22 protein-coding genes are annotated in these 23,086 nt (G+C 70.8%); 15 read left to right on the top strand and 7 right to left on the bottom strand.

Annotation, left to right across the window (positions count from 1 at the left end):
- Positions 1-21: 21 nt before the first annotated feature.
- The 7 genes from ACF3NH_RS11275 (at position 22) to ACF3NH_RS11305 (ending at position 5,761) form a co-directional block, all read left to right on the top strand.
- Positions 22-1,074 carry an alpha/beta hydrolase gene (locus ACF3NH_RS11275; RefSeq protein WP_422922862.1) on the top strand — a complete coding sequence of 351 codons (1,053 nt, stop codon included), beginning with the start codon at positions 22-24 and terminating at the stop codon, positions 1,072-1,074.
- A gap of 198 nt (positions 1,075-1,272) precedes the next feature.
- On the top strand, positions 1,273-1,479 hold the full coding sequence (locus ACF3NH_RS11280) for a cold-shock protein (RefSeq protein ID WP_198366331.1): 207 nt from the start codon (positions 1,273-1,275) through the stop codon (positions 1,477-1,479).
- Positions 1,480-1,687: 208 nt separating this feature from the next.
- A complete protein-coding gene (locus ACF3NH_RS11285; RefSeq protein ID WP_198366332.1) occupies positions 1,688-1,888 on the top strand; it encodes a hypothetical protein in 201 nt (66 codons plus the stop codon).
- A 48-nt stretch (positions 1,889-1,936) separates the two neighbouring features.
- On the top strand, positions 1,937-2,176 hold the full coding sequence (locus ACF3NH_RS11290) for a hypothetical protein (protein ID WP_198366333.1): 240 nt from the start codon (positions 1,937-1,939) through the stop codon (positions 2,174-2,176).
- A 109-nt stretch (positions 2,177-2,285) separates the two neighbouring features.
- A complete protein-coding gene (locus ACF3NH_RS11295) occupies positions 2,286-4,067 on the top strand; it encodes an IlvD/Edd family dehydratase (RefSeq protein WP_198366334.1) in 1,782 nt (593 codons plus the stop codon).
- A gap of 39 nt (positions 4,068-4,106) precedes the next feature.
- Positions 4,107-4,856 carry an SDR family oxidoreductase gene (locus ACF3NH_RS11300; protein ID WP_198366335.1) on the top strand — a complete coding sequence of 250 codons (750 nt, stop codon included), beginning with the start codon at positions 4,107-4,109 and terminating at the stop codon, positions 4,854-4,856.
- 62 nt (positions 4,857-4,918) lie between these two features.
- Positions 4,919-5,761 carry a fumarylacetoacetate hydrolase family protein gene (locus tag ACF3NH_RS11305; RefSeq protein ID WP_198366336.1) on the top strand — a complete coding sequence of 281 codons (843 nt, stop codon included), beginning with the start codon at positions 4,919-4,921 and terminating at the stop codon, positions 5,759-5,761.
- Positions 5,762-5,787: 26 nt separating this feature from the next.
- Here the strand turns inward: ACF3NH_RS11305 and pncA are convergent, their stop codons facing one another.
- The 3 genes from pncA to ACF3NH_RS11320 are packed head-to-tail and all read right to left on the bottom strand — an operon-like array spanning position 5,788 to position 10,719.
- On the bottom strand, positions 5,788-6,432 hold the full coding sequence (gene pncA / locus ACF3NH_RS11310; protein ID WP_422922866.1) for a bifunctional nicotinamidase/pyrazinamidase: 645 nt from the start codon (positions 6,430-6,432) through the stop codon (positions 5,788-5,790).
- Positions 6,433-6,466: 34 nt separating this feature from the next.
- Positions 6,467-7,390 (bottom strand): response regulator, encoded by a 924-nt coding sequence (locus ACF3NH_RS11315; protein ID WP_198366338.1) that lies wholly within the window; start codon positions 7,388-7,390, stop codon positions 6,467-6,469.
- Positions 7,387-10,719, bottom strand: a complete 3,333-nt coding sequence (locus ACF3NH_RS11320) for a hybrid sensor histidine kinase/response regulator (RefSeq protein WP_198366339.1) — start codon at positions 10,717-10,719, stop codon at positions 7,387-7,389. The genes ACF3NH_RS11315 and ACF3NH_RS11320 overlap by 4 nt, the downstream gene beginning before the upstream one ends.
- A gap of 195 nt (positions 10,720-10,914) precedes the next feature.
- Here ACF3NH_RS11320 and urtA point away from each other — a divergent pair, with 195 nt between their 5' ends.
- The 5 genes from urtA to urtE are packed head-to-tail and all read left to right on the top strand — an operon-like array spanning position 10,915 to position 16,268.
- Positions 10,915-12,165 (top strand): urea ABC transporter substrate-binding protein, encoded by a 1,251-nt coding sequence (gene urtA / locus ACF3NH_RS11325; protein ID WP_422922869.1) that lies wholly within the window; start codon positions 10,915-10,917, stop codon positions 12,163-12,165.
- The gene (urtB, locus tag ACF3NH_RS11330; RefSeq protein ID WP_422922871.1) at positions 12,165-13,730 is read left to right on the top strand and encodes an urea ABC transporter permease subunit UrtB; all 1,566 of its coding nucleotides are present in this window, start codon (positions 12,165-12,167) and stop codon (positions 13,728-13,730) included. Before urtA ends, urtB begins: the two co-directional genes overlap by 1 nt.
- Complete coding sequence (gene urtC / locus ACF3NH_RS11335; RefSeq protein WP_198366342.1) at positions 13,727-14,830, top strand: urea ABC transporter permease subunit UrtC; 1,104 nt, start codon at positions 13,727-13,729, stop codon at positions 14,828-14,830. Before urtB ends, urtC begins: the two co-directional genes overlap by 4 nt.
- Positions 14,827-15,573 carry an urea ABC transporter ATP-binding protein UrtD gene (urtD, locus tag ACF3NH_RS11340; RefSeq protein WP_422922873.1) on the top strand — a complete coding sequence of 249 codons (747 nt, stop codon included), beginning with the start codon at positions 14,827-14,829 and terminating at the stop codon, positions 15,571-15,573. Before urtC ends, urtD begins: the two co-directional genes overlap by 4 nt.
- A 2-nt stretch (positions 15,574-15,575) precedes the next feature.
- Positions 15,576-16,268: an urea ABC transporter ATP-binding subunit UrtE gene (urtE, locus tag ACF3NH_RS11345; RefSeq protein WP_198366344.1), complete on the top strand. Its 693-nt coding sequence runs from the start codon at positions 15,576-15,578 to the stop codon at positions 16,266-16,268.
- Positions 16,269-16,274: 6 nt separating this feature from the next.
- On the opposite strand, the gene ACF3NH_RS11350 is transcribed toward urtE, so the two are convergent.
- The 3 genes from ACF3NH_RS11350 to ACF3NH_RS11360 form a co-directional block, all read right to left on the bottom strand.
- Complete coding sequence (locus tag ACF3NH_RS11350; RefSeq protein ID WP_422922875.1) at positions 16,275-17,063, bottom strand: OBAP family protein; 789 nt, start codon at positions 17,061-17,063, stop codon at positions 16,275-16,277.
- A 90-nt stretch (positions 17,064-17,153) separates the two neighbouring features.
- A complete protein-coding gene (locus ACF3NH_RS11355; RefSeq protein ID WP_422922877.1) occupies positions 17,154-18,686 on the bottom strand; it encodes a UxaA family hydrolase in 1,533 nt (510 codons plus the stop codon).
- 138 nt (positions 18,687-18,824) lie between these two features.
- Positions 18,825-19,484, bottom strand: coding sequence for a YqgE/AlgH family protein (locus tag ACF3NH_RS11360; protein WP_198366346.1), 660 nt, complete (start codon positions 19,482-19,484; stop codon positions 18,825-18,827).
- Positions 19,485-19,657: 173 nt separating this feature from the next.
- On the opposite strand from ACF3NH_RS11360, the gene ACF3NH_RS11365 reads away from it, so the two are divergent.
- Positions 19,658-20,140, top strand: coding sequence for a peroxiredoxin (locus tag ACF3NH_RS11365; protein WP_198366347.1), 483 nt, complete (start codon positions 19,658-19,660; stop codon positions 20,138-20,140).
- Positions 20,141-20,164: 24 nt separating this feature from the next.
- Here ACF3NH_RS11365 and ACF3NH_RS11370 read toward each other — a convergent pair whose 3' ends face one another.
- Positions 20,165-20,827, bottom strand: a complete 663-nt coding sequence (locus tag ACF3NH_RS11370; RefSeq protein ID WP_422922880.1) for an NUDIX domain-containing protein — start codon at positions 20,825-20,827, stop codon at positions 20,165-20,167.
- 140 nt (positions 20,828-20,967) lie between these two features.
- Here ACF3NH_RS11370 and ACF3NH_RS11375 point away from each other — a divergent pair, with 140 nt between their 5' ends.
- On the top strand, positions 20,968-21,483 hold the full coding sequence (locus ACF3NH_RS11375) for an SUF system Fe-S cluster assembly regulator (RefSeq protein ID WP_198366349.1): 516 nt from the start codon (positions 20,968-20,970) through the stop codon (positions 21,481-21,483).
- 10 nt (positions 21,484-21,493) lie between these two features.
- Positions 21,494-22,990, top strand: coding sequence for a Fe-S cluster assembly protein SufB (sufB, locus tag ACF3NH_RS11380; RefSeq protein WP_422922882.1), 1,497 nt, complete (start codon positions 21,494-21,496; stop codon positions 22,988-22,990).
- Positions 22,991-23,086: the final 96 nt, after the last annotated feature.

Genomic DNA, 23,086 nt, shown 5'->3' on the forward strand with positions numbered 1-23,086 from the left:
CCGATTCGGGAGGTCTGTGCCATGCTTCGCCGTACCGTGCTTGCCGCCCCCGCGCTCCTGGCCGCGCCGTCGCTGCGCGGCCCGCATCCCGCCGCCGCGCAGCCGGCCGGCGTCACCTTCGAGGAGATGCTGGTCCCGGGCGGCGATCCGGGCATCCAGCTCTATCTGCGCAACAAGCGCGGGGCCTCGGCACCGGCGCGGCCGGACCGCACCGTGCTCTGCGTGCACGGGGCCACCTATCCGGCCAGCACCGGCTTCGACCTGCCGCTCGGCGGCGTCTCCTGGATGGACTACATGGCCGCGCGCGGCTTCGACGTCTGGTGCCTGGACCTGCGGAACTATGGCCGCTCGACGCGCGAGGCGGCGATGGCCCAGCCGGCGGAGGGCGCCGCGCCGCTGACCCCGGGCGAGGTGGCGCTGCGCGACATCGCCGCCGCCGCGGCCTTCATCCGCGAAAGGCGAGGCGTGCCGAAGCTGGTGCATCTCGGCTGGTCCTGGGGCAGTTCGCTGATGGCGCGCTTCACGGCGGAGAATCCGGCGCTGGTCGAGCGGCTCGTGCTCTACGCGCCGCAATGGCTGCGCGAGGGGCCGAGTCCGGCGGCGGCGGGGGCCGCGGAGGCCCTGGGCGCCTATCGTCGCGTCACCCGGGCGCAGGCGCGCGAGCGGTGGCTGAACGGCGTGCCGGAGGCGCGGCGCGGTGCCCTGTTCCCCGCGGGCTGGTACGAGCACTGGGCGGACGCGACCTTCGCGACCGATCCGGAGGGCATGCGGGAGGTGCCCTCGGTGCTGCGCGCGCCGAACGGCGTGCTGGCGGATTCCCGGGCCTTCTGGCAGGCCGGCCGGCCCTGGTACGACCCCGCCGCCATCACCGCCCCCACCCTGATCGTGCTGGCGGAATGGGACCGCGACACGCCCCCCTCCATGGCCCTGGCGCTGTTTCCCCTGCTGACGCGCAGCCCGGGCAAGCGGCTCGTCCTGCTGGGCGAGGGGACGCACGGCATCATGCTGGAGCGCAACCGCGGCGCCCTGTTCCAGGCGGTGCAGCTGTTCCTGGAGGAGGCCGGGCCCGGATAGAGGGGCGGGAATTGTCTTGTGGATCGCCCCGGGCGCCCCTACATTGCAGGTGTCGACTGTTTTGGTTCGGCTTGCTGTCCCAGCTCGCCTATCCCCGCCCCTCGGGGTGGGGCACTGCGTGCCTGGTGCCCGTTCCCATTCGAAGTTGATCCGCCGTGCATGTTGCGCGGTGGCAACGCATTCTGACGGAGCACCGCGATGCCCATCGGTACCGTGAAGTGGTTCAACCCGACCAAGGGTTTTGGTTTCATTCAGCCGGAAGACGGCTCGAAGGATGTGTTCGTGCACATCTCCGACGTCCAGCGCGCCGGCCTGCAGGGCCTGAACGAGGGCGAGCGGGTGGAGTTCGAGATGCAGCGGGGCCGTGAGGGCCGCCTCTCGGCCGGCAATCTGAAGCAGGTCTGAGCCTGGAAGGGGCCGGGGCAGAGCTGGCCCGGCCCGACCCTCCGGCCCGCCGCCGACCGGTGGCGTGGCCGGTTCTCTTCCGCCCCGCGCGGGTGGCATCCACCCCTGGGCGTACCTCTTCCCGGATCGTCGCGTCGCCCCCGTGGGTCGGTTTCCGGCCGCGTCATGGTGCCGTCAGGATACCGGGCGCCAAAGCGGAGACGCGACCATGGCACGCACCCCCAATTACGGCCTTGCCCGGGCTGACCGGAACCGCTCGAAGCAGGACAAGGCCGAGGCCAAGGCGCAGCGGCGCGAGGCCGAACGCGCCCGTCGCCAGGCCGCGATCGACGCCGGGCTGGACCCCGATCTCGGCGAACCCGTCACACTCGACGCGGAGGATGAAACCTCCGGCCGCGAGGAGCGATAGGCCCTGGCCGGGGCCCTGATGGCCCGTGGCATGGCAGGATATCGCGGCATGGCGAAGCAGAACGGCACCTACGTCTTTTTCGACGTCCAGTACGAGGATGGCAGCCGACGCTCCAACCGCAAGGTCCCGACGGAGCTGCTCGGCGGCCTGGACGGCGACCTGCCGGCGCGCCGCTACATCGAGGCGCAGGACGAGGAGATCTCCAAGGCCTCGGGCCTGCCCCGGCCGGTGATCGCGACGCTGCAGCGCTCGCCGCAGCCCAAGCCCGCCAAGCCGCCCCGGCGCTGATTCCGCCTCCGGCCCACGCCCCTCCAGCCCACGCCCCTCCAGCCCACGATTGACATAGCGAGGGCCGCGACGGACGCTTCACCCAGCGGGAGAAGCGGAACCGGACGCCATGGATCAGACCAAGAAGCCTTTCAAGCTGCGCAGCCAGCGCTGGTTCGATGACCCGGAGGATCCGGGCATGACGGCGCTCTACATCGAGCGCTTCCTGAATTTCGGCCTGACGCGCGGCGAGCTTCAGTCGGGCAAGCCGATCATCGGCATCGCCCAGACCGGCAGCGACATCGCCCCCTGCAACCGCCACCACCTCGCGCTGGCGGAGCGGGTGAAGGCCGGTATCCGCGACGCCGGCGGCATCCCGCTGGAATTCCCCATCCACCCGATCCAGGAAACCGGCAAGCGCCCGACGGCGGCGCTCGACCGCAACCTGGCCTATCTGTCGCTGGTCGAGATCCTGCACGGCTATCCTCTGGATGGCGTCGTGCTGACCACGGGCTGCGACAAGACCACCCCCGCCTGCCTGATGGGCGCGGCGACGGTGAACATCCCCGCCATCGTCCTCTCCGGCGGGCCGATGCTGGACGGGCACTGGAAGGGGCGGCTCTCCGGTTCCGGCACCATCGTCTGGGAGGCGCGCAAGCTGCTCGCCGCCGGCGAGATCAACTATGACGGCTTCATGCAGATGGTGGCCTCCTCGGCCACCTCGGTCGGCCACTGCAACACCATGGGCACGGCACTGTCCATGAACTCGCTGGCCGAGGCGCTCGGCATGTCGCTGCCGGGCTGCGCCTCCATCCCCGCCGCCTATCGCGAACGCGGGCAGATGGCGCATGCGACGGGGATGCGCATCGTCGACATGGTGCGCGAGAACCTGCGCCCCTCCGACATCATGACGCGCGAGGCCTTCGAGAACACCATCGTGCTGGCCAGCGCCATCGGTGCCTCCTCGAACTGCCCGCCGCACCTCGTCGCCATCGCGCGCCACATGGGCGTGGCGCTGACCACGGAGGACTGGCAGACCATCGGCGCCGAGGTCCCGCTGCTGGTGGATTGCCAGCCCGCCGGTCGCTTCCTGGGCGAGATGTTCTATCGCGGCGGCGGCGTGCAGTCGGTGATGAAGGAGCTGGCCGATGCCGGCAAGCTGCATACCGGCGTGAAGACCGTCACCGGGCAGACGCTGGCGGAGGACCTGAAGCGCGCTCCGCTGCCCGACCGCGAGGTCATCCGCCCCTATGCCGAGCCGCTGAAGGAGCAGGCCGGCTTCGTCGTGCTCTCGGGCAATCTCTTCGACAGCGCGGTGATGAAGGTCAGCGTCATCGACGCCGAGTTCCGCAAGCGCTTCCTCTCCAACCCGGAGGACGTGTTCGAGGGCAAGGTGATCGTCTTCGAGGGGCCGGAGGACTACCACGACCGCATCGAGGACCCCGATCTCGGCGTGGACGAGCGCACCGTGCTGGTGATCCGCAACTGCGGCCCCGTGGGCTATCCGGGCAGCGCCGAGGTGGTGAACATGCAGCCCCCCGGCGCCATGATCAAGGCGGGGCTGCAGAGCCTGCCGACCATGGGCGACGGGCGGCAGAGCGGCACCTCCGCATCGCCCTCCATCCTCAACGTCTCGCCGGAAGCGGCCGTCGGCGGCGGCCTCGCGCTGCTGAAGTCCGGCGACCCGATCCGCATCGACCTGAAGACCCGCAAGGTGGACGTGCTCATCCCGGCCGAGGAGCTGGAGGCCCGCCGCGCCGCCTGGACGCCGCCGAAGCTGCAGCACAAGACGCCATGGGAGGAGATCTACCGTTCCATGGTTGGGCAGCTCGGCACCGGCGGCTGCCTGGAGCCGGCGACGCTCTATCTCAACATCCTGGAGACGCGCGGCGAGAGCCGGCACAATCATTGAAGCGCGGCAGGCGTTGAAACGCGGCGGGGAGGAGGAAGGATGGCCGGAAGGCTGCAGGGCAGGCGCTGCTTCGTCACGGCGGCGGGGCAGGGGATCGGGCGTTGCGCGGCGCTCGCCTATGCGCGCGAGGGCGCCGCGGTGGTCGCCACGGACCGCGACGCCGCCAAGCTCGAGGGGCTGGCGGCGCACGGCATCACCGCGCTCGCGCTCGACGTGCTCGACGATTCCGCCGTGGAGGCCACCATCCTGGCGAACGGCCCTTTCGACGTGGTGTTCAACTGCGCGGGCTTCGTGCACCAGAACGACGTGCTGAGCTGCACCGACGCCGAATGGGACTTCGCCTTCGCGCTCAACGTCCGGGCGCAGTGGAAGGTGATCCGGGCGGCGCTGCCCGGCATGCTGGAGAAGGGGGGCGGGGCCATCGTCAACATGGCCTCCGCCGCCGGCTCGGTGAAGGGCGTCGCCAATCGCTTCGTCTATGGCACGACCAAGGCGGCGGTGGTGGGGCTGACCAAGAGCGTCGCCGCCGATTACGTCGCCAGAGGCATCCGCTGCAACTGCGTCTGCCCCGGCACGGTGGACACGCCCTCGCTCGGCGAGCGCATCGCCGCCAACGCCACGGCGGCGGGCGGGCTGGACGCGGCGCGCGCGGCCTTCGTCGCGCGCCAGGCGATGGGCCGGCTCTCGACGCCGGAGGAGATCGCCGAGCTGGTGCTCTATCTCTCGGCGCCCGAATCGGCTTTCGTCACCGCGCAGGCCATCGTCATCGACGGTGGCTGGACGAACTGAACTGGTCTTGTCTGATCGTGCGCCCCGCCGTTCGCGGGCGCAGTCAAGGGGAACGCTGCACCATGAAGCTGTTGCGCTATGGCCCGCCCGGCCAGGAGAAGCCTGGCCTGCTCGACGATGCCGGGACGATCCGCGACCTCTCCGCCGAGATTCCCGACCTGGCGGGCGAGGCGCTTTCGGCCGCGGGCCTGGCCAGGCTGGCGTCGCTCGATGTCTCGGCCCTGCCGGCCGTGTCCGGATCGACCCGCCTCGGGCCGCCGGTCGCTGGGATGAAGAACTTCGTCTGCATCGGCCTGAACTACGCCGACCACGCGGCGGAGACCGGCGCCGCCATTCCGAAGGAGCCGATCATCTTCCTGAAGTCGCTCGGCGCGCTCCAGGGGCCCGATGACGACGTCGTCATCCCGAAGGACAGCGTGAAGACCGACTGGGAGGTCGAGCTGGCCGTCATCATCGGGGAGAAGGCGAAGAACGTCTCCGAGGCGGAGGCGATGGATTTCGTCGCCGGCTACACCATCTGCAACGATGTGTCCGAGCGTGAATGGCAGACCGAGCGCGGCGGCACCTGGGACAAGGGCAAGGGCGCCGACACCTTCGGCCCGCTCGGCCCCTGGCTGGTGACGAAGGACGCGGTGCCGGACGCGCAGAACCTCGCCATGTTCTGCGAGATCGACGGGCACCGCTACCAGGACGGCTCGACGCGCACGATGATCTTCGGCGTGGCCAAGCTGGTCTCCTACGTGTCGCACTTCATCACGCTGCACCCGGGCGATGTCATCACCACCGGCACGCCGCCGGGCGTCGGCATGGGGCAGAAGCCGCCGGTCTTCCTGAAGGCGGGGCAGAGGATCCGCCTCGGCATCGAGGGGCTGGGCGAGCAGAACCAGAAGACGGTGGCGGGCTGACGGCGGGAGGGGGCCTCCCCCCTCCGCTAACCGGCGAGCGCGTCGCTTCGCAGGAAGCGCACACCCTTCGCGCGCAGCCGCCGCGTCCCTTCCGCCGTCGCCTCCGGCGTGATGCCGCGGCAGGCATCCTCGAGCAGCACCACCGCGTAGCCCAGCTCCGCCGCGTCCTCGGCGCTGAAGTCGGTGCAGTAGCCCCGCGCCAGTCCGGCGATGAAGAGGCGCGTGATGCCACGGGCCTGGAGATAGCCGTGCAGCCCCGTCGCCGTGCGTCGGTCGTTCTCGCGGAACGCCGAATAGCTGTCGATGGCGCGCCGGACGCCCTTGCGCAGGATCATCTGGATGCCGCGCGTCTCCAGTGCCGGATGCAGCGCGGCGCCGGGCGTGCCCTGGACGCAGTGATCGGGCCAGAGCACCTGCTCCCCGTAGGAGAGGGTGACGGTCTCGAAGGGGGCCTTTCCGGGGTGCTGGCTGGCGAAGGAGGCATGGTCGGCCGGGTGCCAGTCCTGGGTCGCGACGATATTGCCGAAGCGCGGCATCAGCCGGTTGATGACCGGCAGCACCGCGTCGCCCTCCGGCACGGGCAGCGCCCCGCCGGGCATGAAGTCCGGCTGCACGTCGACGACAAGCAGCAGGTCGGTGGGCGCGCTGGTGAAGGGGCTGGAGGTCGGCATGGCGGCGCAGCCTGCCACAAGGCCCGGCGGGCGGTCACCCCCCGTCGAGCACCCGCACCGCCAGCGCCGTGGCCGAGGCGCGGTTCTCGACGCCGAGCTTGGCGAAGATCCCCTCCAGGTGCTTGTTCACCGTGCGCGGGCTCATCACCAGGATCTCGGCGATGTCGCGGTTCGACTTGCCGCGGCCGAGCCAGAGCAGCACCTCGGCCTCCCGCGCGGTCAGGCCGAGCCGCTCGCGCAGCACCGATTCGGCGCGGCCTGGATCGGTCGCGGTGACGCGCAGCAGCAACTCGTCCGGGGCGATCTGTCCGACATGGTGGAACTCCAGCCGCCGCCCGTCGGCCAGCGCCACCGGGCCGAGGCGCGGCGCCTCGCCCTCGGCCAGCGGCGGCCAACCGGGGAGGCGGGGGCCCGCCGGGCCGGGGGCGATGTCCCCGGCGCCGGCCTCTTCCGGCGGCAGGGCGGCACGCAGCAGGGCGGTGGCCTGCGGCGTGGCCCAGAGCACCAGCCCCTCGCGGTCCACCGCCAGCAGGAAGCGGCCGGCGACATCGAGCGCGGCATGCGCGCTGCGCGTCAGCCGGGCATTGGCCAGGTGCGCGCTGATCCGCGCGAGGACCTCGTCCGGCACCACGGGCTTGATCACGTAGTCGATGCCGCCGGCATCGAAGCCGCGCACCACGTCCTCGCTCTCGGTCAGTCCGGTCATGAAGATGACCGGCACGGAGATCAGGCTCGGCCGGCGCTTCAGGCGGCGGCAGGCCTCGAAACCGTCCATGCCGGGCATCATCGCGTCCATCAGCACGATGTCGGGGGTGATGCGCTCGGTCACGGCCAGGGCGGCGGCGGCGGATTGCGCCACCAGCACCATGTAGCCGGCACCCTCCAGCGTGTCGTTCAGCAGGCCGAGCGTGCCGGGCGCGTCATCCACGACCAGCACGATGTCGCGGCGCTCGATCATGCCTCCTCCTCCGGCAGGGCCGCCAGGAAGGCGTCGAGCCGGTACTCCGAGATGTAGCCGCGCAGCTCGGCGATGGCCGGCGCCGCCTCGGGCGCCTCGGCCTCCAGCGCGTCCAGCCGTTCGCGCAGGCCACCGACATAGCCGATGGCGGCGAGCTGGCGCAGGCTGGCCGCCTGGGCCGGGGTGAGCCGCGCGCCGGCGGCGGCGGGGCGCGGCGGCGGCGTGTCGGCGAAGGTCCAGGTGATGCCGAGCAGCAGGCCGATCTTCTCCAGCAGGGCGGTGAGGGAGACCGGCTTGGGCAGCACGTCGTCATGGTGCCGGCCCTCGCCGCCGGGGCCCAGCTCCAGCGCATTGGCCGAGATCATGACGATCGGCGCGCGCCGCCCTTGCGCCTCGCGCAGCCGGCGGGCCAGCTCCCAGCCGGTCATGCCCGGCATGGCGATATCCAGCAGGAAGAGATCCGGCGCCTCCTCCTCCGCCAGGGCCAGCGCCTCGGCCCCGTCCGCGGCGAGGCGGAGCTGGAAGCCCAGCGGTTGCAGCAGGTCGGAGATCAGGGCGCGGTGCGCGGCATCGTCATCGGCCACCAGCACGCGGAGCGGCCGTGTCGCCGCATCGGCGCGGCCGGTGACGGGCCGTTCCACCTCGGAGGGCAGGGCGCTCTTGCCCGAGAGCAGCAGGCGCACGCGGAAGCGGCTGCCCTCGCCGAGCCGGCTGGTGACGGAGACCTCGCCGCCCATCACCTCGGTCAGCGTCTTGGTGATGGTGAGGCCGAGGCCGACACCGGGTGTCGAGGGCGCATGTGAATTGCCGCCGCGCTGGAAGGGTTCGAAGATGCGCGACAGATCCCCGGGCGCGATGCCGATGCCGGTGTCGATCACCTCGAACTCGGCCACCTCGGAGCGGAAGCGCAGCCGGAAGGTGACGCCGCCCTGGCGGGTGAACTTGATGGCGTTGGAGAGCAGGTTGATCAGGATCTGCCGCAGCCGCCGCTCATCGGTGTGCACGATGTCCGGCAGGCGCGGCGGCGCGTCGAAGGTGAAGGCGATGCTCTTGGCCTCGGCCTGGAGGCGCAGCATCTGCACGATCTGGTCGAGGAACTCCGGCAGGCGCACGGCGTCGCGGTAGAGCTCGATACGCCCGGCCTCGATCTTGGAGATGTCGAGCAGCCCCTCGATCAGCGCCGCCAGGTGCTCGCCCGAGCGGCGGATGGTGCGCACCCCGTCGCGCCGCCGCTCGGGGATGGCGGCGTCGCGCTCCAGCAGCTGCGCATAGCCCAGGATGGCGTTGAGCGGCGAGCGCAGCTCGTGGGAGATGCCGATGACATAGCGGCTCTTGGCCAGGTTCGCCGCCTCGGCCGCCTCCTTCGCCTCCTGAAGCGCCGCGTCGGTGCGCTGGTGGGCGCGGATCTCGCTCATCAGCAGGCTGGTCTGCCGCCGCGTCTCCTCCTGCGCCACCTTGCGGCTCCCATGCGCCAGCACCAGCGTCCAGGCGACGATGCCGCCGATGACGACGAGGACGAAGAAGGCCTTCCAGAAGGCGGCGTCGAGGTCGGCGCTGGGCCGCGACTGCAGCCGGATGCCGAGGAAGACCAGGCTGATGGTGGCGACGAAGAGCAGGAAGACCACCATGAAGGCGCCGACCGGCGTCGCCAGGCCGCGCAGGAGCGGCGCCGGAAGCAGGGCGCGCAGCGGCGTCATGATCTGCGAGGAAAGCCGCGCATGCGGCTTGCAGCCATCGCCGCAGCGGGCGTCGAGCGAGCAGCAGAGGGAGCAGATCGGCCCCGTGTAGACCGGGCAATAGGCCATGTCGCGGGGCTCGAAGTCATGCTCGCAGATGACGCAGGTCAGCATCGGGCGCGCCGCCCAGGCGGCGCGGGGCCGGCGCGCCAGGTAGAAGCGCCCGCCCGTGGCCCAGGCGATGGCGGGGGCGGCGGCGAAGGCCACGCCGAAGGCGATGAAGGTGGACATCGCCTGCGCCAGCGCGCCCAGGAAACCGTAATAGGCGAGGAAGGAGGCCAGGACCGAGAGCAGCATGGCGCCGACGCCGACGGGGTTCACGTCGTAGAGATGGGCGCGCTTGAACTCGATGCCGGGCGGGCTGAGGCCGAGCGGCTTGTTGATCGCGAGGTCCGCGACCAGCGCCCCCATCCAGGCGGCGGCGACGTTGGAATAGACGAAGAGCACCTGCTCGATGGTGTTGTAGACGCCAAGCTCCATCAGCAGCAGGGCGACGGCGATGTTGAACACCAGCCAGACCACGCGGCCGGGATGGCTGTGCGTCAGCCGCGAGAAGAAGTTGGACCACGCCAGCGAGCCGGCATAGGCGTTGGTGACGTTGATCTTGATCTGCGACAGCGCGACGAAGATGGCGGTCACCGCCAGCACCAGGGTCGGCGAGGCGATCAGCACGCCGAAGGCGAGGCGGTACATCTCGGCCGGCTGCACCGCCTGCGCAGCGGAGAGGCCCGAGCGCAGCGCGGCATAGGCCAGGAAGGAGCCGGCCAGCAGCTTCAGCACATCGAAGGCGATCCAGCCCGGGCCGCCGGCCAGCAGCGCGCCCCACCAGACCCAGCGCCGCTGCGTCGCGCGCGGGGGGAGGAAGCGGATGTAGTCCACCTGTTCGCCGGTCTGGGTGATCAGCGCGAAGAGCACCGAGGCGGCGGCGCCGAAGGCCAGCAGGTCGAAGCCGGCGCGGCCGTTCTCCCCGGCATAGGCCGTCCAGCCCGCGAGCCAGTCGGGATGCGCCAGGATCAGCGCGATCAGCGGCAGGATGTTGAGCACCAGCCAGACCGGCTGGGTCCAGGTCTGCACCCGGCTGATGAAGGTGATGCCGTGGGTGACGAGGGGCACCACGACGGCGGCGCAGAGCAGGTAGCCGAGCCAGAGCGGCACGCCGAAGAAGCTGTCCAGCATGTCTGCCAGGATCACCGCCTCGATGCCGAAGAAGATGAAGGTGAAGCTGGCGTAGATCAGCGAGGTGATGGTGGAGCCGATATAGCCGAAGCCGGCGCCGCGGGTCAGCAGGTCGATGTCCACCCCGGCGCGGGCGGCGTGCAGGCAGATCGGCAGGCTGGCCAGGAAGATCACCACCGAGACGAAGAGGATGGCGGAGACGCTGTTGACGAAGCCATGGGCGACCGTCAGCGCGCCGCCGATGGCCTCCAGGGCGAGGAAGGAGATCGAGCCCAGCGCCGTGTTGGCGACGCGGAAGGCGGACCATTTCCGGGCGCTCTCGGCGGTGAAGCGGAGGGCGTAATCCTCCATCGTCTCGTCGGCGACCCAGCGGTTGTAGTCGCGCCGGATGCGCATGATGCGCTGGCGTGTCGCCATGCGGGGGCCCGTCCTCGCGCCGCCGGGCGGGAGGGATGGCGGCGCGCCACAGACTGGGGCCGGGGCGCCGGACGGGTCAAGACGGCCGGGGCTACGTCATTTGACGTATAACGCCGGTGGGAGGATCGCCGCGAGACTGCGCGCCGCGATGAGGCCGGGCCTCCACCGGCCGCCGCTTGCAGGAGACCCGATCCCATGACCGTCCGCTTCCCCGTCTCCCGGCGCGCGCTGCTCGGCGCGGCGGCCGGCGCCCTGGCCATGCCGGCCATCCGCCCCGCCCTCGCGCAGGGGAGCGGCCCGATCAAGGTCGGCGTGCTGCACTCCCTCTCCGGCACGATGGCGATCAGCGAGACGGCGCTGCGCGACACCGTGCTGATGATGGTCGAGGACCAGAACCGGAAGGGCGGCGTGCTGGGCCGCAAGCTGGAGGCGGTGGTGGTCGACCCGGCCTCCAACTGGCCGCTCTTCGCCGAGAAGGCGCGTGAGCTGCTGCAGGTGCACAAGGTGGACGTCACCTTCGGCTGCTGGACCTCGGTCTCCCGCAAGTCGGTGCTGCCGGTCTTCGAGGAGCTCAACGGCCTGCTGTTCTATCCGGTGCAGTACGAGGGCGAGGAGCAGTCGAAGAACGTCTTCTACACCGGCGCCGCGCCGAACCAGCAGGCGATCCCGGCCGTCGAATACCTGATGAGCGAGGATGGCGGCGGCGCCAGGCGCATCGCGCTGCTGGGCACCGACTATGTCTATCCCCGCACCACCAACCGCATCCTGCGCGCCTTCCTGAACAGCAAGGGCATCGCCGATGCCGACATCCTGGAGGAATATACCCCCTTCGGACATTCCGACTGGCAGGGCATCGTCAGCCGCGTCAAGCAGTTCGCCAGCCAGGGCAAGAAGACGGCGATCGTCTCCACCATCAACGGCGACGCCAACGTGCCGTTCTACCGCGAGCTGGGCAACCAGGGCATCAAGGCCGAGGACATTCCCTCCGTCGCCTTCTCGGTGGGCGAGGAGGAGCTGGCCGGCATCGACACCAAGCCGCTGGTCGGCCACCTGGCCGCCTGGAACTACTTCATGTCGGTCGACAGCCCGGTGAACACCGAGTTCAAGAAGATGTGGGCGTCCTACATCAAGAACCCGAAGCGCGTCACCAACGACCCGATGGAAGCCACCTACACCGGCTTCAGGATGTGGACCCAGGCGGTGGGCCAGGCCAGGACGACCGCCGTCGATGCCGTGCGGAGCGCCATGTACGGCCAGAAGGTGGAGGCCCCCTGCGGCTACACCGAGCAGATGTTCGAGAACCACCACCTCTCCAAGCCGGTGATGATCGGCGAGATCATGGAGAACGGCCAGTTCAACGTGGTCTACAAGACGCCGACGGCGATCAAGGCCGAGAACTGGTCGCCCTTCATCCCCGAGAACGCCAACCGCGCCAAGGCCGGCTGATGTTCCGCCTCCTGTGCCTGCTGGCCTCGCTCCTGCTGATCCCGGCTGCCTTGCAGGCGCAGGAGAGTTTCGAGGCCACCGCCGCGCCCCTGGCCGGAAGCTTCACGGCCCAGGCCGAGGCGGTGGAGAGGCTCGGCGCGCTGGGTGATCCGCGCGCCCTGCCGCTGCTCCAGGCCCTGGCCGAAGGCCGCTTGCAGAAGCAGGCCGATGGCACGCTGCTGATCGCCCAGAATGGCGCGGTGCACGAGGCGCTCTCGGGCGCCCCGGCCGCCGGGCCGGGCGAGGTGGTGCGCATCAACAACCGCGTGCGCGCGGCGCTGCGCGGCGCGCTGGGCCGCCTGCAACTGATGTCGCCCGAGGAAGCGGTGCGCGCCGCCGCCGCGGAGGGGCTGTTCCGCAGCCGCAGCGCGGAGAACATCCCGCTGCTGGAGCAGGCGCTGGCGCGCGAGACCGTGCCGGCGGTGGGCCGCCGCATGGAGATGGCGCTCGCCGCCGCGCGGCTGATGTCGGGGGACGTGGCGACACGGCGCGCCGGCATCGCGACGCTCGGTGCCAGCAGCTCCGCCGAGGCGCGCGGATTGCTGCTGGAGGCGCGCGCCGCGGGGGCCGAGACCGCGGACGGGATCGACGCGGCCATCGCGGCCATCGACGGGCGGCTGAAGCTGCGCCAGATGGCCGAGACGGCGTTCCAGGGCCTCTCCCTCGGCTCGATCCTGCTGCTGGCCGCGCTCGGCCTCGCCGTCACCTTCGGCGTCATGGGCGTGATCAACATGGCGCATGGCGAGATGGTGATGCTGGGCGCCTATACCACGGTGATGGTGCAGGAGGCGCTTCGCGGCATTCCCTGGCTGGCCGCCTGGTCCTTGCCGCTCTCGGTGCCGGCGGCCTTCCTGGTCACGGCGGCAGTGGGGGTGGCACTGGAGCGCGGGCTGATCCGGCACCTCTACGGCCGGCCGCTGGAGACGCTGCTGATGACCTTCGGCGTCGGCATGATCCTGCAGCAGGCGGTGCGGCTGATCTTCGGCGCGCAGAACCGCGAGGTGGTCAGCCCGGCCTGGATGCAGGGTACGCTGACCCTGCCGGGCGATGTCACCGTGACGCAGAACCGGCTCTGGATCATCCTCTTCGCCCTGGTGGTGCTCGGCCTGACCGTCGCCGCCATCCGCTTCACCCGCTTCGGCCTCGAGATGCGCGCCGTGGTGCAGAACCGCCGCATCGCCGCCACGATGGGCATCCGCACCGGCCGCGTCGACGCCATGACCTTCGCCTTCGGCTCCGGCATCGCCGGCATGGCCGGGGTGGCGGTGAGCCAGATCGACAACGTCTCGCCCAATCTCGGCACCGGCTACATCATCGACAGCTTCATGGTCGTCGTCTTCGGCGGCGTCGGCTCGCTGGCCGGCACCATGATCGGCGCCTTCACCCTTGGTCTCGTCAACAAGATGCTGGAGCCATGGGCGGGCGCGGTGCTGGCCAAGATCGCCGTGCTGGTCGGCATCATGCTGTTCATCCAGCGCCGGCCGAAGGGCCTCTTCGCGCTCCGCGGCAGGGCGGCGGAACAATGAGCGCGACGACCGCCCATCCGCCGGTCCGCACCGCGCTCCGCCCGGGCCTGGTGCTGCGCGGGCTCCTCCTCGGCGGCCTCGCCATCCTGGCGCTGCTGCCGGTGCTGAACCAGCTGCCGCAGGACTCCGCGCTGCACGTCTCGGACTTCGTGGTCGCAGTCTCGGGCAAGTGGATCTGCTACGCCATCCTGGCCCTGGCCATCGACCTGGCCTGGGGCTATGCGGGCATCCTCTCGCTCGGCCATGGCGCCTTCTTCGCCCTGGGCGGCTACGCCATGGGCATGCACCTGATGCGGCTGATCGGGCCGCGCGGCGTCTATGGCCATCCGGTGCTGCCGGACTTCATGGTCTTCCTCGGCTGGACCGAGCTGCCCTGGTACTGGTGGGGCTTCCAGCACTTCCCCTTCGCCCTGCTGATGGCGCTGGCGGTGCCGGGGCTGCTCGCCGGGCTGGTGGGCTGGCTGGCCTTCCGCAGCCGCATCACCGGCGTCTATCTCAGCATCATCACCCAGGCCATGACCTATGCGCTGATGCTGGCCTTCTTCCGGAACGACATGGGCTTCGGCGGCAACAACGGCTTCACCGACTTCAAGGAGCTGCTCGGCATGCCGCTCAATACCTCCGGCGCCCGCGCGGCGCTGTTCTATGCCGCGCTGCTGGCGCTCGGCGCCGCGCTGCTGCTCTGCCGCCACATCGCCCGCTCCAAGCTCGGCCGGGTGCTGGTGGCGGTGCGCGACGCGGAGAGCCGCCTGCGCTTCCTGGGCTATGACACCACCGCCGTGAAGCTCAGCGTGTTCGTGCTCTCGGCGATGATCGCGGGGCTGGCCGGGGCGCTCTACGTGCCGCTGGTCGGCATCATCAATCCCGGCGAGTTCAGCCCGGGCAACTCGATCGAGGCGGTGGTCTGGGTCGCCGTCGGGGGGCGCGGCACGCTGGTGGGCGCGCTGCTTGGGGCCTTCTCGGTCAATGCCCTCAAGACCTGGCTCACCTCCTTCGCGCCGGATCTCTGGCTCTTCGTGCTGGGTGGCCTCTTCGTCGCCGTCACGCTGCTCCTGCCGCGCGGTCTGGCAGGCCTGTTCCGCAGGGAGGAGGGGCGATGATCGGCGGTGTCGAGGGCCGGCTCTACCTCGATGGCGTCTCCGTGGTCTTCGACGGCTTCCGTGCGCTGAACGCGCTGTCGCTGATCATCGAGCCGGGGGAGTTGCGGGCCATCATCGGGCCGAACGGCGCGGGCAAGACGACGATGATGGACATCATCACCGGCAAGACCCGCCCGACCGCCGGCACGGTCAGCTTCGGCGAGCATGACCTGACGCGGATGGACGAGGCTGAGATCGCCAATCTCGGCATCGGCCGGAAGTTCCAGAAGCCCACGGTCTTCGATGCCCTGACGGTGTTCGAGAACCTGGAGCTGGCGCTGAAGGCGCCGCGCGATCCCTGGTCCTGCCTGCGCTGGCGGCTGGCCGAGAGCGCGCGCCGCCGGATCGAGACGGTGATGGAGGAAATCGGCCTCACCGAACGCGCGCGGGACCGCGCCGCCATCCTGTCGCACGGGCAGCGGCAATGGCTCGAGATCGGCATGCTGCTGATCCAGGAGCCGCGGCTGCTACTGGTCGACGAGCCGGTCGCCGGCATGACGGATCAGGAGACGGAGAGCACCGCCGCCCTGCTGCGCGGCATCGCCGGGCGGCGCTCGGTGGTCGTCGTGGAGCACGACCTGGAGTTCGTCCGGGCGCTGGGCAGCAAGGTCACGGTGCTCTGCGAGGGCAGCGTGCTGTCCGAGGGGTCGATCGACCATGTCCAGAACGATCCGCGCGTGATCGAAGTCTATCTGGGGCGCTGAGCATGCTGCGTGTCGAGGGTATCGATCTCTTCTATGGCGCCAGCCGGGCGCTGCGCGGTGTCTCGCTGGCCGCTGATCCCGGTCGCGTCACCTGTGTGCTGGGGCGCAACGGCGTCGGCAAGTCCTCGCTGATGCGCGCCATCGTGGGCCTCGAGCGCATCCGCGGGGGCCGCGTCGTCTGGGAAGGGAGGGACATCTCCGCCCTCTCTCCCGCCGACCGCGCCCGCGCCGGCATCGGCTACGTGCCGCAGGGGCGCGAGATCTTTCCCTTCCTCACGGTGCGGGAGAACCTCGAGACCGCGCTCGCCGCCGCGCCGCGCGGCAGCCGGGTGCCGGAGGATGTCTTCGAGCTTTTCCCGATCCTGAAGCAGTTCCTGCGCCGGCGCGGCGGCGATCTCTCCGGCGGGCAGCAGCAGCAGCTCGCCATCGCGCGCGCTCTCACCGCGCGGCCGCGCCTGCTGATCCTCGACGAGCCGACGGAGGGCATCCAGCCGAATGTCATCAAGGACATCGCCCGCGTGATCGCGCTGCTGGCCCGGAGCCGCAACATGGCGGTGGTGCTGGTCGAGCAGTATTACGAGTTCGCCCGCGAGCTGGGTGACCAGCTCGCGATCCTGGTGCGCGGCGAGGTGGCGTTGGCGGGGGCATCCGGCACGCTGGACGAGGAGGCGGTGCGCCGGCTGCTGACCGTTTAACGGGCCTTAGCGCCGGTTGCGCACCGGCACGGTCTCCAGCCTCAGCTGTGGCGTCTGGCCGGATTGCCAGGCATTGGCGCCCTCGGCCACGGCCGGCACGGGAAGGTCGGCCCGCCCCTCGCGCCGCTCCTGCGTCGAGAGGCCGAGCCTGCGGTCGCGCTCCGCCACGGCGGCGGGGTCGAGCTGGCCATCCGCCGTGTAGCCCATCATCAGCCGCGGCGGGCCGAGCGGCAGCGTATCGCCGCGGTCCACCTGCCAGGTGTGCCAGGTCTTGCCGTAGGTGGTGGAGAGGTCGCGCATCGCGGCCTTCTCCGCCACCTGCGGCAGGCCGGGCATGACCAGCAGGCCGGAGGTGGTTTCATAGTGATGGCTGTGCCAGAGCGGCTTCTCCTCCTCCGGCAGGTCGCGGAACAACCGCTCCGAGACGATGTATTCGATGCCGATCAGCCGCGCCTGGGCGTGGTTGCCGTCGAAGATCGTGCACTGATGCAGGTCCTCGGTGAGATGCGTGCAGTAGTGATGCGCCTCGACGGGCCGCCCCATGTCATCGGCATAGAAATGGAAGCCGTTGAGGTAGAGGTCCATGGCGTTCAGCGGCGCCTTGGACTGCAGCAGCGCCGCGCCCGTGCCAAGCACCTGGCTGCGGGTGGAGGGTTCGGCGCCGGCGGCGGGGCTGCCCTGGTGCTGCTGCACCGGCTGGGCCAGGGCATGGCCGCAGGCGCAGGCGGCGAGGGCCGGGGCGGCAGCGGTCAGGACGGCGCGGCGGGGCAGCGGGGATTGTTGCAACCGTTTCATGGCGGAGGTTCTCCCGAAGGGCCTCCGCCTGCAACGGCGGCGCCGCGCGGATGTTGCGGCGCCGGCCTCACATCCGCGCGGGCGGCCGCGTCACATCGTGGCGCCGATCGGCCAGGGCGCGAACTCCGCCGCGCCGAAGTCGTAGCTCTCGCTCTTGGTGCGCTCGCCCGAGGCGACGCGCAGGATGAGCTGGAAGATCCGCTCGCCGCACGCCTCCACCGTCTCGCGGCCGGAGAGGATGGTGCCGCAATTGACGTCCATGTCCTCCTCCATGCGCTCGTACATGGCGGAATTCGTGGCGAGCTTGATCGAGGGCGCCGGCTTGCAGCCGAAGACGCTGCCCCGGCCGGTGGTGAAGCAGACCATGTTGGCGCCGCCCGCCACCTGGCCGGTCGCCGCCACCGGGTCGTAGCCCGGCGTGTCCATGAAGACGAAGCCCTTCTCCGTCACCGGCTCGGCGTAGTCGTAGACGGCGGTGAGGTTGGTGGTGCCGGCCTTGGCCATGGCGCCGAGCGACTTCTCCAGGATGGTGGTCAGCCCGCCCGCCTTGTTGCCGGGGGAGGGGTTGCTGTTCAGCTCCGCCTGGCCGCGCGCCGCGTACTCCTCCCACCAGCGCATCAGCCCGACCAGCTTCTCCCCCACCGCGCGGGAGGTGGCGCGGCGCGTCAGCAGGTGCTCGGCGCCATAGGTTTCCGGCGTCTCGGAGAGGATGACGGTGCCGCCATGCCGCACCAGCAGGTCCGAGGCATGACCCAGCGCCGGGTTGGCGGTGATGCCGGAATAGCCGTCCGACCCGCCGCATTGCAGGGCGATGGTCAGGTGGCTGGCCGGCACGGCCTGCCGGTGCACCTGGTTGGCCTCGGCCAGCACCTCGCGCACGAAGGCGATGCCGGCCTCCACCGTCTTGCGGGTGCCGCCCATGGACTGGATGTCCATGTTGCGCAGCCGGCCGGCGAGGTTCTGCTCCTCCAGCAGCCCGGAGATCTGGTTGACCTCGCAGCCCAGGCCGATGGCGATGACATGGCTGAAATTGACGTGCCGCGCATAGCCCGCCAGCGTGCGGCGCAGGATGCGCAGGCCGTCATTGTCGCCCATGCCGCAGCCGGTCTTGTGCGTCAGCGCGACGACGCCGTCGACATTCGGGAACTCGGCCAGCGGGTCGTTGCCGGTGAAGGGGTTGCGCTTGAAGGCATCGGCGATCATGGAGGCGACATGCGCCGAGCAGTTCACGCTGGTGACGATGCCGATGTAGTTGCGCGTGGCCACGCGGCCATCGGGGCGGAGGATGCCCTGGAAGGTGGCGGGCTCGGGCACGTAGAGCGTCGGCCTGGCATCGACGCCCCAGGCATAATCCTTGTCGAAATCGCCCATGCCGCAATTCTGCACGTGCACCCAGTCCCCGGGCGCGATGGGCTGCGTGGCGAAGCCGATGATCTGCCCGTAGCGCTTCACCGCCTCACCCGGCGCATGGGCGCGGACCGCCACCTTGTGGCCGGGCGGAATGCGGGCGCGGGTCAGGACATTGGGTCCGACGGGCGTGCCCTCGGCCGCGGCGCGGCGGGCGATCAGCACGCTGTCCTCGGGATGCAGGCGGATGAAGGGTGTCTCGGCCGGGGCGTCCATGGTTCGTTGTCCTCCAGGGGTTCGGACATCCTAGAGCGGACCCGGCATCGCGGAAATTGGCAAGGCGCGGGCCGGGCGCTCACGTAAAACAGCCGCCTGAGGGGCTGATCGCAGGGCGGGGCGGACCGCCGGGCGGACTCAGGCGTGGCCGGCGACACCCGAGAGCAGCAGCGGGTCGATCCGCAGCTTGGCCAGGGCCTGCCGCCACTTCTCCTCGGCCGTGCCCTCGAACAGCAGGGCCTCGTCCGCCGAGACGTTGAGCCAGGCGTTGCGCTGGATCTCCTCCTCCAGCTGGCCCGGCCCCCAGCCGGCATAGCCGAGCGCCAGCAGGCCCTGGCGCGGGCCGCCGCCGCCGGCGATGGCCTTCAGGATATCGACGCTGGCGGTGAGCGCGAAATCGCCCGTCACCCTCAGGCTGCCCTCGCTCGACCAGTCGGTGGTGTGCAGCACGAAGCCCCGGCCGCCTTCGACCGGCCCGCCGGCGAGCAGGCGGATTTGCCGCTGGGGCGGCGCCGGCTCCACCTCGAGCTGCTTCAGCAGATCCTCGAAGGAGAGGCTGTCGAGCGGCTTGTTGAGCACGATCCCCATCGCCCCGTCCGCCGAATGGGCGCAGAGGCAGATGACGGACCGGGCGAAGCGGGGGTCCTGCATGCCGGGCATGGCCACCAGCAGCTGGCCGTTCAGGTAGCCGGCCTGCAGGCTGCTTCCGGTGGCCTGGCCCGCCGCGGACCCGAGGGGCTTCCCCTGGGCATTGCGGAAGGCGTCGGGCAACTCATCCTCGCGTGCGCGTCTTGCCATTACCCTGTCAACATGGCGGCGGCGGCCGGCCCGCGCAAGCGCCATGCCGGCCGTCCGGCGCGGCGGGGCGCGGGGCGCGGCGGCGGATCGCGCGTTGACAGTGCGGGCCGGGCTGTGAAAAGCCGGCAGGGCCTGGCGGCGCGGCAGGCGCGCCACAAAGAGGAGAACGCCTAATGACCATCCAGACCGGCGAGACCATTCCGTCGCGGAAGCTGACCGAGGCCACGGCGGAGGGCCCGCGCGAGACCTCGACCGAGGCGGTCTTCGGCGGCAAGACCGTGGTGCTCTTCGGCGTGCCGGGCGCCTTCACCCCCACCTGCTCCGCCAAGCACCTGCCCAGCTTCCTCGAGACCGCAGGGGCGCTGAAGGCCAAGGGCGTCGACACCATCGCCTGCATGGCGGTGAACGACGCCTTCGTGCTGCGCGCCTGGGCCAAGGACCAGGGCGTGGCGGATGAGGTGGTGATGCTGGCCGACGGCGCCGCCGACTTCACCAGGGCGCTCGGCCTGGAGCTGGACCTGACGGCGCGCGGCCTCGGCCTGCGCTGCCAGCGCTTCGTCCTCGTGGCGAAGGATGGCAAGGTGACGCATGTCGCGGTCGAGGCGCCGGGCGCTTTCGAGGTGTCGAGCGGCCAGGCGGTCCTGGCGGCGCTCTGACGGGCCTGCCGGGCGCCGGGCCCCTTAGCCCGGCGCCTCCGGCCGGTCCACCCGCCGGTTGTCGCGGCCGCGGAACCAGATCAGCGCCCGCCGCTCGCGCTGCTCCGGGCTCATGGCGAGCCAGTCGCGGAACTCGGCCAGCACCTTGCCGGTGATCGGCGCCACCGGCAGGTCGAGCAGGGTGTCGAGCGGCATGTAACCCAGCCCCTCCAGCTCGCCCGAGCCGGCGAGCCGCCCCTCCGCCGCCTCGGCCGGGGCGATCAGGAAGCGGGCGTTGAAGCGGATCGGGCTGGTCGGCGGCGTCACCGCGCGGCAGAGATACTCCAGCCCGTCCAGCCGCGGCACCGCGCCGCCGAGCGTCAGCCCCGTCTCCTCCTCCAGCTCCCGCGCGGCGGCGATGGCGAGCGCGCGCGCCAGCCGCGGCGGCGCGCGGTGCTCGAGCGCGGCGCGGGTGGCGGAGCGCAGCTCGGTGGCGGCGGCAGCGGCGCGGTCCGCCAGATCCACCCTGCCGCCTGGAAAGACCAGCCGGTTGGGCATGAAGCGGTGCCCGGCGGCGCGCATCCCCATCAGCACCTCCACCACCCCGGCATGGTTGCGGCGCCACAGGATCAGGGTGGCGGCGTGGCGCGGAAAGGCCGGGCGGGCGGCGGGAGCGGCCTGGCGGCCGGCGGGGGCGATCTCGGACATGGCGCACAGGCTCGCACCATGCGCGGCGCCCGAAAAGGGGCCAAGTTCTTGACATTGCAACGACGCGAGCGCATCTGCCGGAAAGCGGACGAATCAGGTCCGTTTTAGCTGAGAACCATTCTCAAGGAAGAGGGGCCCGCGTGTTGCGGCTGTCGAAACTGACGGATTATGCCGTGGTGGTGCTGTCGCGGCTCGAGGCCGAGGGCGGGGTGCAGACCGCGCCGGGCCTCGCCGCGGCCACCGGCATCGCCGAGCCGACGGTGGCCAAGGTGCTCAAGACGCTGGGGCATTCCGGGCTGGTCGAGGGGCTGCGCGGCGCGCGTGGCGGCTATCGCCTGGCGCGGCCGCTCTCCGCCATGCCGCTGTCCGAGGTCATCGTCGCCATCGACGGCCCGATCGCGCTCACCGCCTGCGTCGATGGCGCCAGCGGCGGCTGCGAGGCCGAGGCGGTCTGCCCCGTCCGCGGCCGCTGGGACCCGGTGAACGAGGCGATCCGCGCCGCGCTCTCCTCCATCACCCTGGCCGATCTGGCGGTGCCCCGCGCCGCATGCTCCGCCGCGCCGCCTGCCCGTCCGCGCCCGCCGGCGGAGCCGGCCCGCTCTTATTCGCCGGCGCAGCCGGCCCGCCTGCCCGCCCATTCGCCCGCCGCCGAGTAGGGAACACGCCATGCCCGCCGTCACTGAAACCATCGATACCGTCGCCTCCGTCACCTCGGGCACCTACAAGTACGGCTTCGAGACCGAGATCGAGATGGAGTTCGCCCCCAAGGGGCTGAACGAGGACATCGTCCGCTTCATCTCCGCGCGGAAGAACGAGCCGGAATGGCTGCTCGCCTGGCGGCTGAAGGCCTTCGCGCTGTGGCGGACGATGGAGGAGCCGCGCTGGCCGGCGGTGAAGTATCCCCCCATCGACTATCAGGATGCCTACTACTACGCCGCGCCGGTGAAGAAGCCGGGGCCGAAGTCGCTCGACGAGGTCGATCCCGAGCTGCTGCGCACCTATGAGAAGCTCGGCATCCCGCTGCGCGAGCAGGCCATCCTGGCCGGCGTCGAGGGCGCGGGGGAGAGCCCGGCCGAGGGCCGCATGCCGGTGGCGGTGGACGCCGTGTTCGACAGCGTCTCGGTGGCCACCACCTTCAAGGGCCGGCTGGAGAAGGAGGGCATCATCTTCTGCTCCATCTCCGAGGCGGTGCAGCACCACCCCGAGCTGGTGCGCCAGTATCTCGGCAGCGTGGTGCCGCAGGCGGACAACTTCTTCGCCGCGCTGAACAGCGCCGTCTTCACCGATGGCAGCTTCGTCTACATTCCGAAGGGCGTGCGCTGCCCGATGGAGCTGTCCACCTATTTCCGCATCAACGCCAAGAGCACCGGCCAGTTCGAGCGCACGCTGATCATCGCCGATGAGGGCGCGACCGTGTCCTACCTCGAGGGCTGCACGGCGCCGATGCGCGACGAGAACCAGCTGCACGCCGCGGTGGTGGAGCTGGTGGCGCTGGACGATGCCTCGATCAAGTACAGCACGGTGCAGAACTGGTATCCGGGCGACGAGAACGGCAAGGGCGGCATCTACAACTTCGTCACCAAGCGCGGCGCCTGCCGCGGCCGGCGCTCCAAGATCTCCTGGACCCAGGTCGAGACGGGGTCCGCGATCACCTGGAAGTACCCCTCCTGCATCCTGCAGGGCGATGAGAGCGTGGGCGAGTTCTACTCGGTGGCCATCACCAACAACCACCAGCAGGCCGATACCGGCACGAAGATGATCCATCTCGGGCGCAACACGCGCTCGACCATCATCTCCAAGGGGATCAGCGCCGGGAAGGGCCAGAACACCTATCGCGGCCTGGTGAAGATCCAGCCCAAGGCGTCGGGCGCGCGCAACTTCACCCAGTGCGACTCCCTGCTGATCGGCGACCAGTGCGGCGCGCACACCGTGCCCTATATCGAGAACCGCTGCATGACCGCCAAGGTCGAGCACGAGGCGACGACCAGCCGCATCGCCGAGGACCAGCTCTTCTACTGCCGCCAGCGCGGCCTGTCGGAGGAGGATGCGGTCGGGCTGATCGTCAACGGCTTCTGCCGCGAGGTGCTGAAGGAGCTGCCGATGGAGTTCGCCGTCGAGGCGCAGAAGCTGCTGCAGATCAGCCTCGAGGGCTCGGTCGGCTGAGGCCTTTCCCGGCGTCGCGGCACGCCGGTGCGGAACTGAGATGCGAGATGAAGGGCGGCGCCATCCTGTCGGGCGCGCGCCGCAAGGACGGAAGTG

The sequence above is a fragment of the Pseudoroseomonas sp. WGS1072 genome (genome assembly GCF_049340465.1).
Taxonomy (GTDB): domain Bacteria; phylum Pseudomonadota; class Alphaproteobacteria; order Acetobacterales; family Acetobacteraceae; genus Pseudoroseomonas.

Excerpts from the sequence above, each read along its gene's own strand:
- ACF3NH_RS11275 (WP_422922862.1), top strand. The coding sequence starts at position 22 with ATGCTTCGCCGTACCGTGCTTGCCGCCCCCGCGCTCCTGGCCGCGCCG.
- ACF3NH_RS11280 (WP_198366331.1), top strand. The coding sequence starts at position 1,273 with ATGCCCATCGGTACCGTGAAGTGGTTCAACCCGACCAAGGGTTTTGGT.
- ACF3NH_RS11285 (WP_198366332.1), top strand. The coding sequence starts at position 1,688 with ATGGCACGCACCCCCAATTACGGCCTTGCCCGGGCTGACCGGAACCGC.
- ACF3NH_RS11290 (WP_198366333.1), top strand. The coding sequence starts at position 1,937 with ATGGCGAAGCAGAACGGCACCTACGTCTTTTTCGACGTCCAGTACGAG.
- ACF3NH_RS11295 (WP_198366334.1), top strand. The coding sequence starts at position 2,286 with ATGGATCAGACCAAGAAGCCTTTCAAGCTGCGCAGCCAGCGCTGGTTC.
- ACF3NH_RS11300 (WP_198366335.1), top strand. The coding sequence starts at position 4,107 with ATGGCCGGAAGGCTGCAGGGCAGGCGCTGCTTCGTCACGGCGGCGGGG.
- ACF3NH_RS11305 (WP_198366336.1), top strand. The coding sequence starts at position 4,919 with ATGAAGCTGTTGCGCTATGGCCCGCCCGGCCAGGAGAAGCCTGGCCTG.
- pncA (WP_422922866.1), bottom strand. The coding sequence starts at position 6,432 with ATGCCGACCTCCAGCCCCTTCACCAGCGCGCCCACCGACCTGCTGCTT.
- ACF3NH_RS11315 (WP_198366338.1), bottom strand. The coding sequence starts at position 7,390 with ATGATCGAGCGCCGCGACATCGTGCTGGTCGTGGATGACGCGCCCGGC.
- ACF3NH_RS11320 (WP_198366339.1), bottom strand. The coding sequence starts at position 10,719 with ATGGCGACACGCCAGCGCATCATGCGCATCCGGCGCGACTACAACCGC.
- urtA (WP_422922869.1), top strand. The coding sequence starts at position 10,915 with ATGACCGTCCGCTTCCCCGTCTCCCGGCGCGCGCTGCTCGGCGCGGCG.
- urtB (WP_422922871.1), top strand. The coding sequence starts at position 12,165 with ATGTTCCGCCTCCTGTGCCTGCTGGCCTCGCTCCTGCTGATCCCGGCT.
- urtC (WP_198366342.1), top strand. The coding sequence starts at position 13,727 with ATGAGCGCGACGACCGCCCATCCGCCGGTCCGCACCGCGCTCCGCCCG.
- urtD (WP_422922873.1), top strand. The coding sequence starts at position 14,827 with ATGATCGGCGGTGTCGAGGGCCGGCTCTACCTCGATGGCGTCTCCGTG.
- urtE (WP_198366344.1), top strand. The coding sequence starts at position 15,576 with ATGCTGCGTGTCGAGGGTATCGATCTCTTCTATGGCGCCAGCCGGGCG.
- ACF3NH_RS11350 (WP_422922875.1), bottom strand. The coding sequence starts at position 17,063 with ATGAAACGGTTGCAACAATCCCCGCTGCCCCGCCGCGCCGTCCTGACC.
- ACF3NH_RS11355 (WP_422922877.1), bottom strand. The coding sequence starts at position 18,686 with ATGGACGCCCCGGCCGAGACACCCTTCATCCGCCTGCATCCCGAGGAC.
- ACF3NH_RS11360 (WP_198366346.1), bottom strand. The coding sequence starts at position 19,484 with ATGGCAAGACGCGCACGCGAGGATGAGTTGCCCGACGCCTTCCGCAAT.
- ACF3NH_RS11365 (WP_198366347.1), top strand. The coding sequence starts at position 19,658 with ATGACCATCCAGACCGGCGAGACCATTCCGTCGCGGAAGCTGACCGAG.
- ACF3NH_RS11370 (WP_422922880.1), bottom strand. The coding sequence starts at position 20,827 with ATGTCCGAGATCGCCCCCGCCGGCCGCCAGGCCGCTCCCGCCGCCCGC.
- sufB (WP_422922882.1), top strand. The coding sequence starts at position 21,494 with ATGCCCGCCGTCACTGAAACCATCGATACCGTCGCCTCCGTCACCTCG.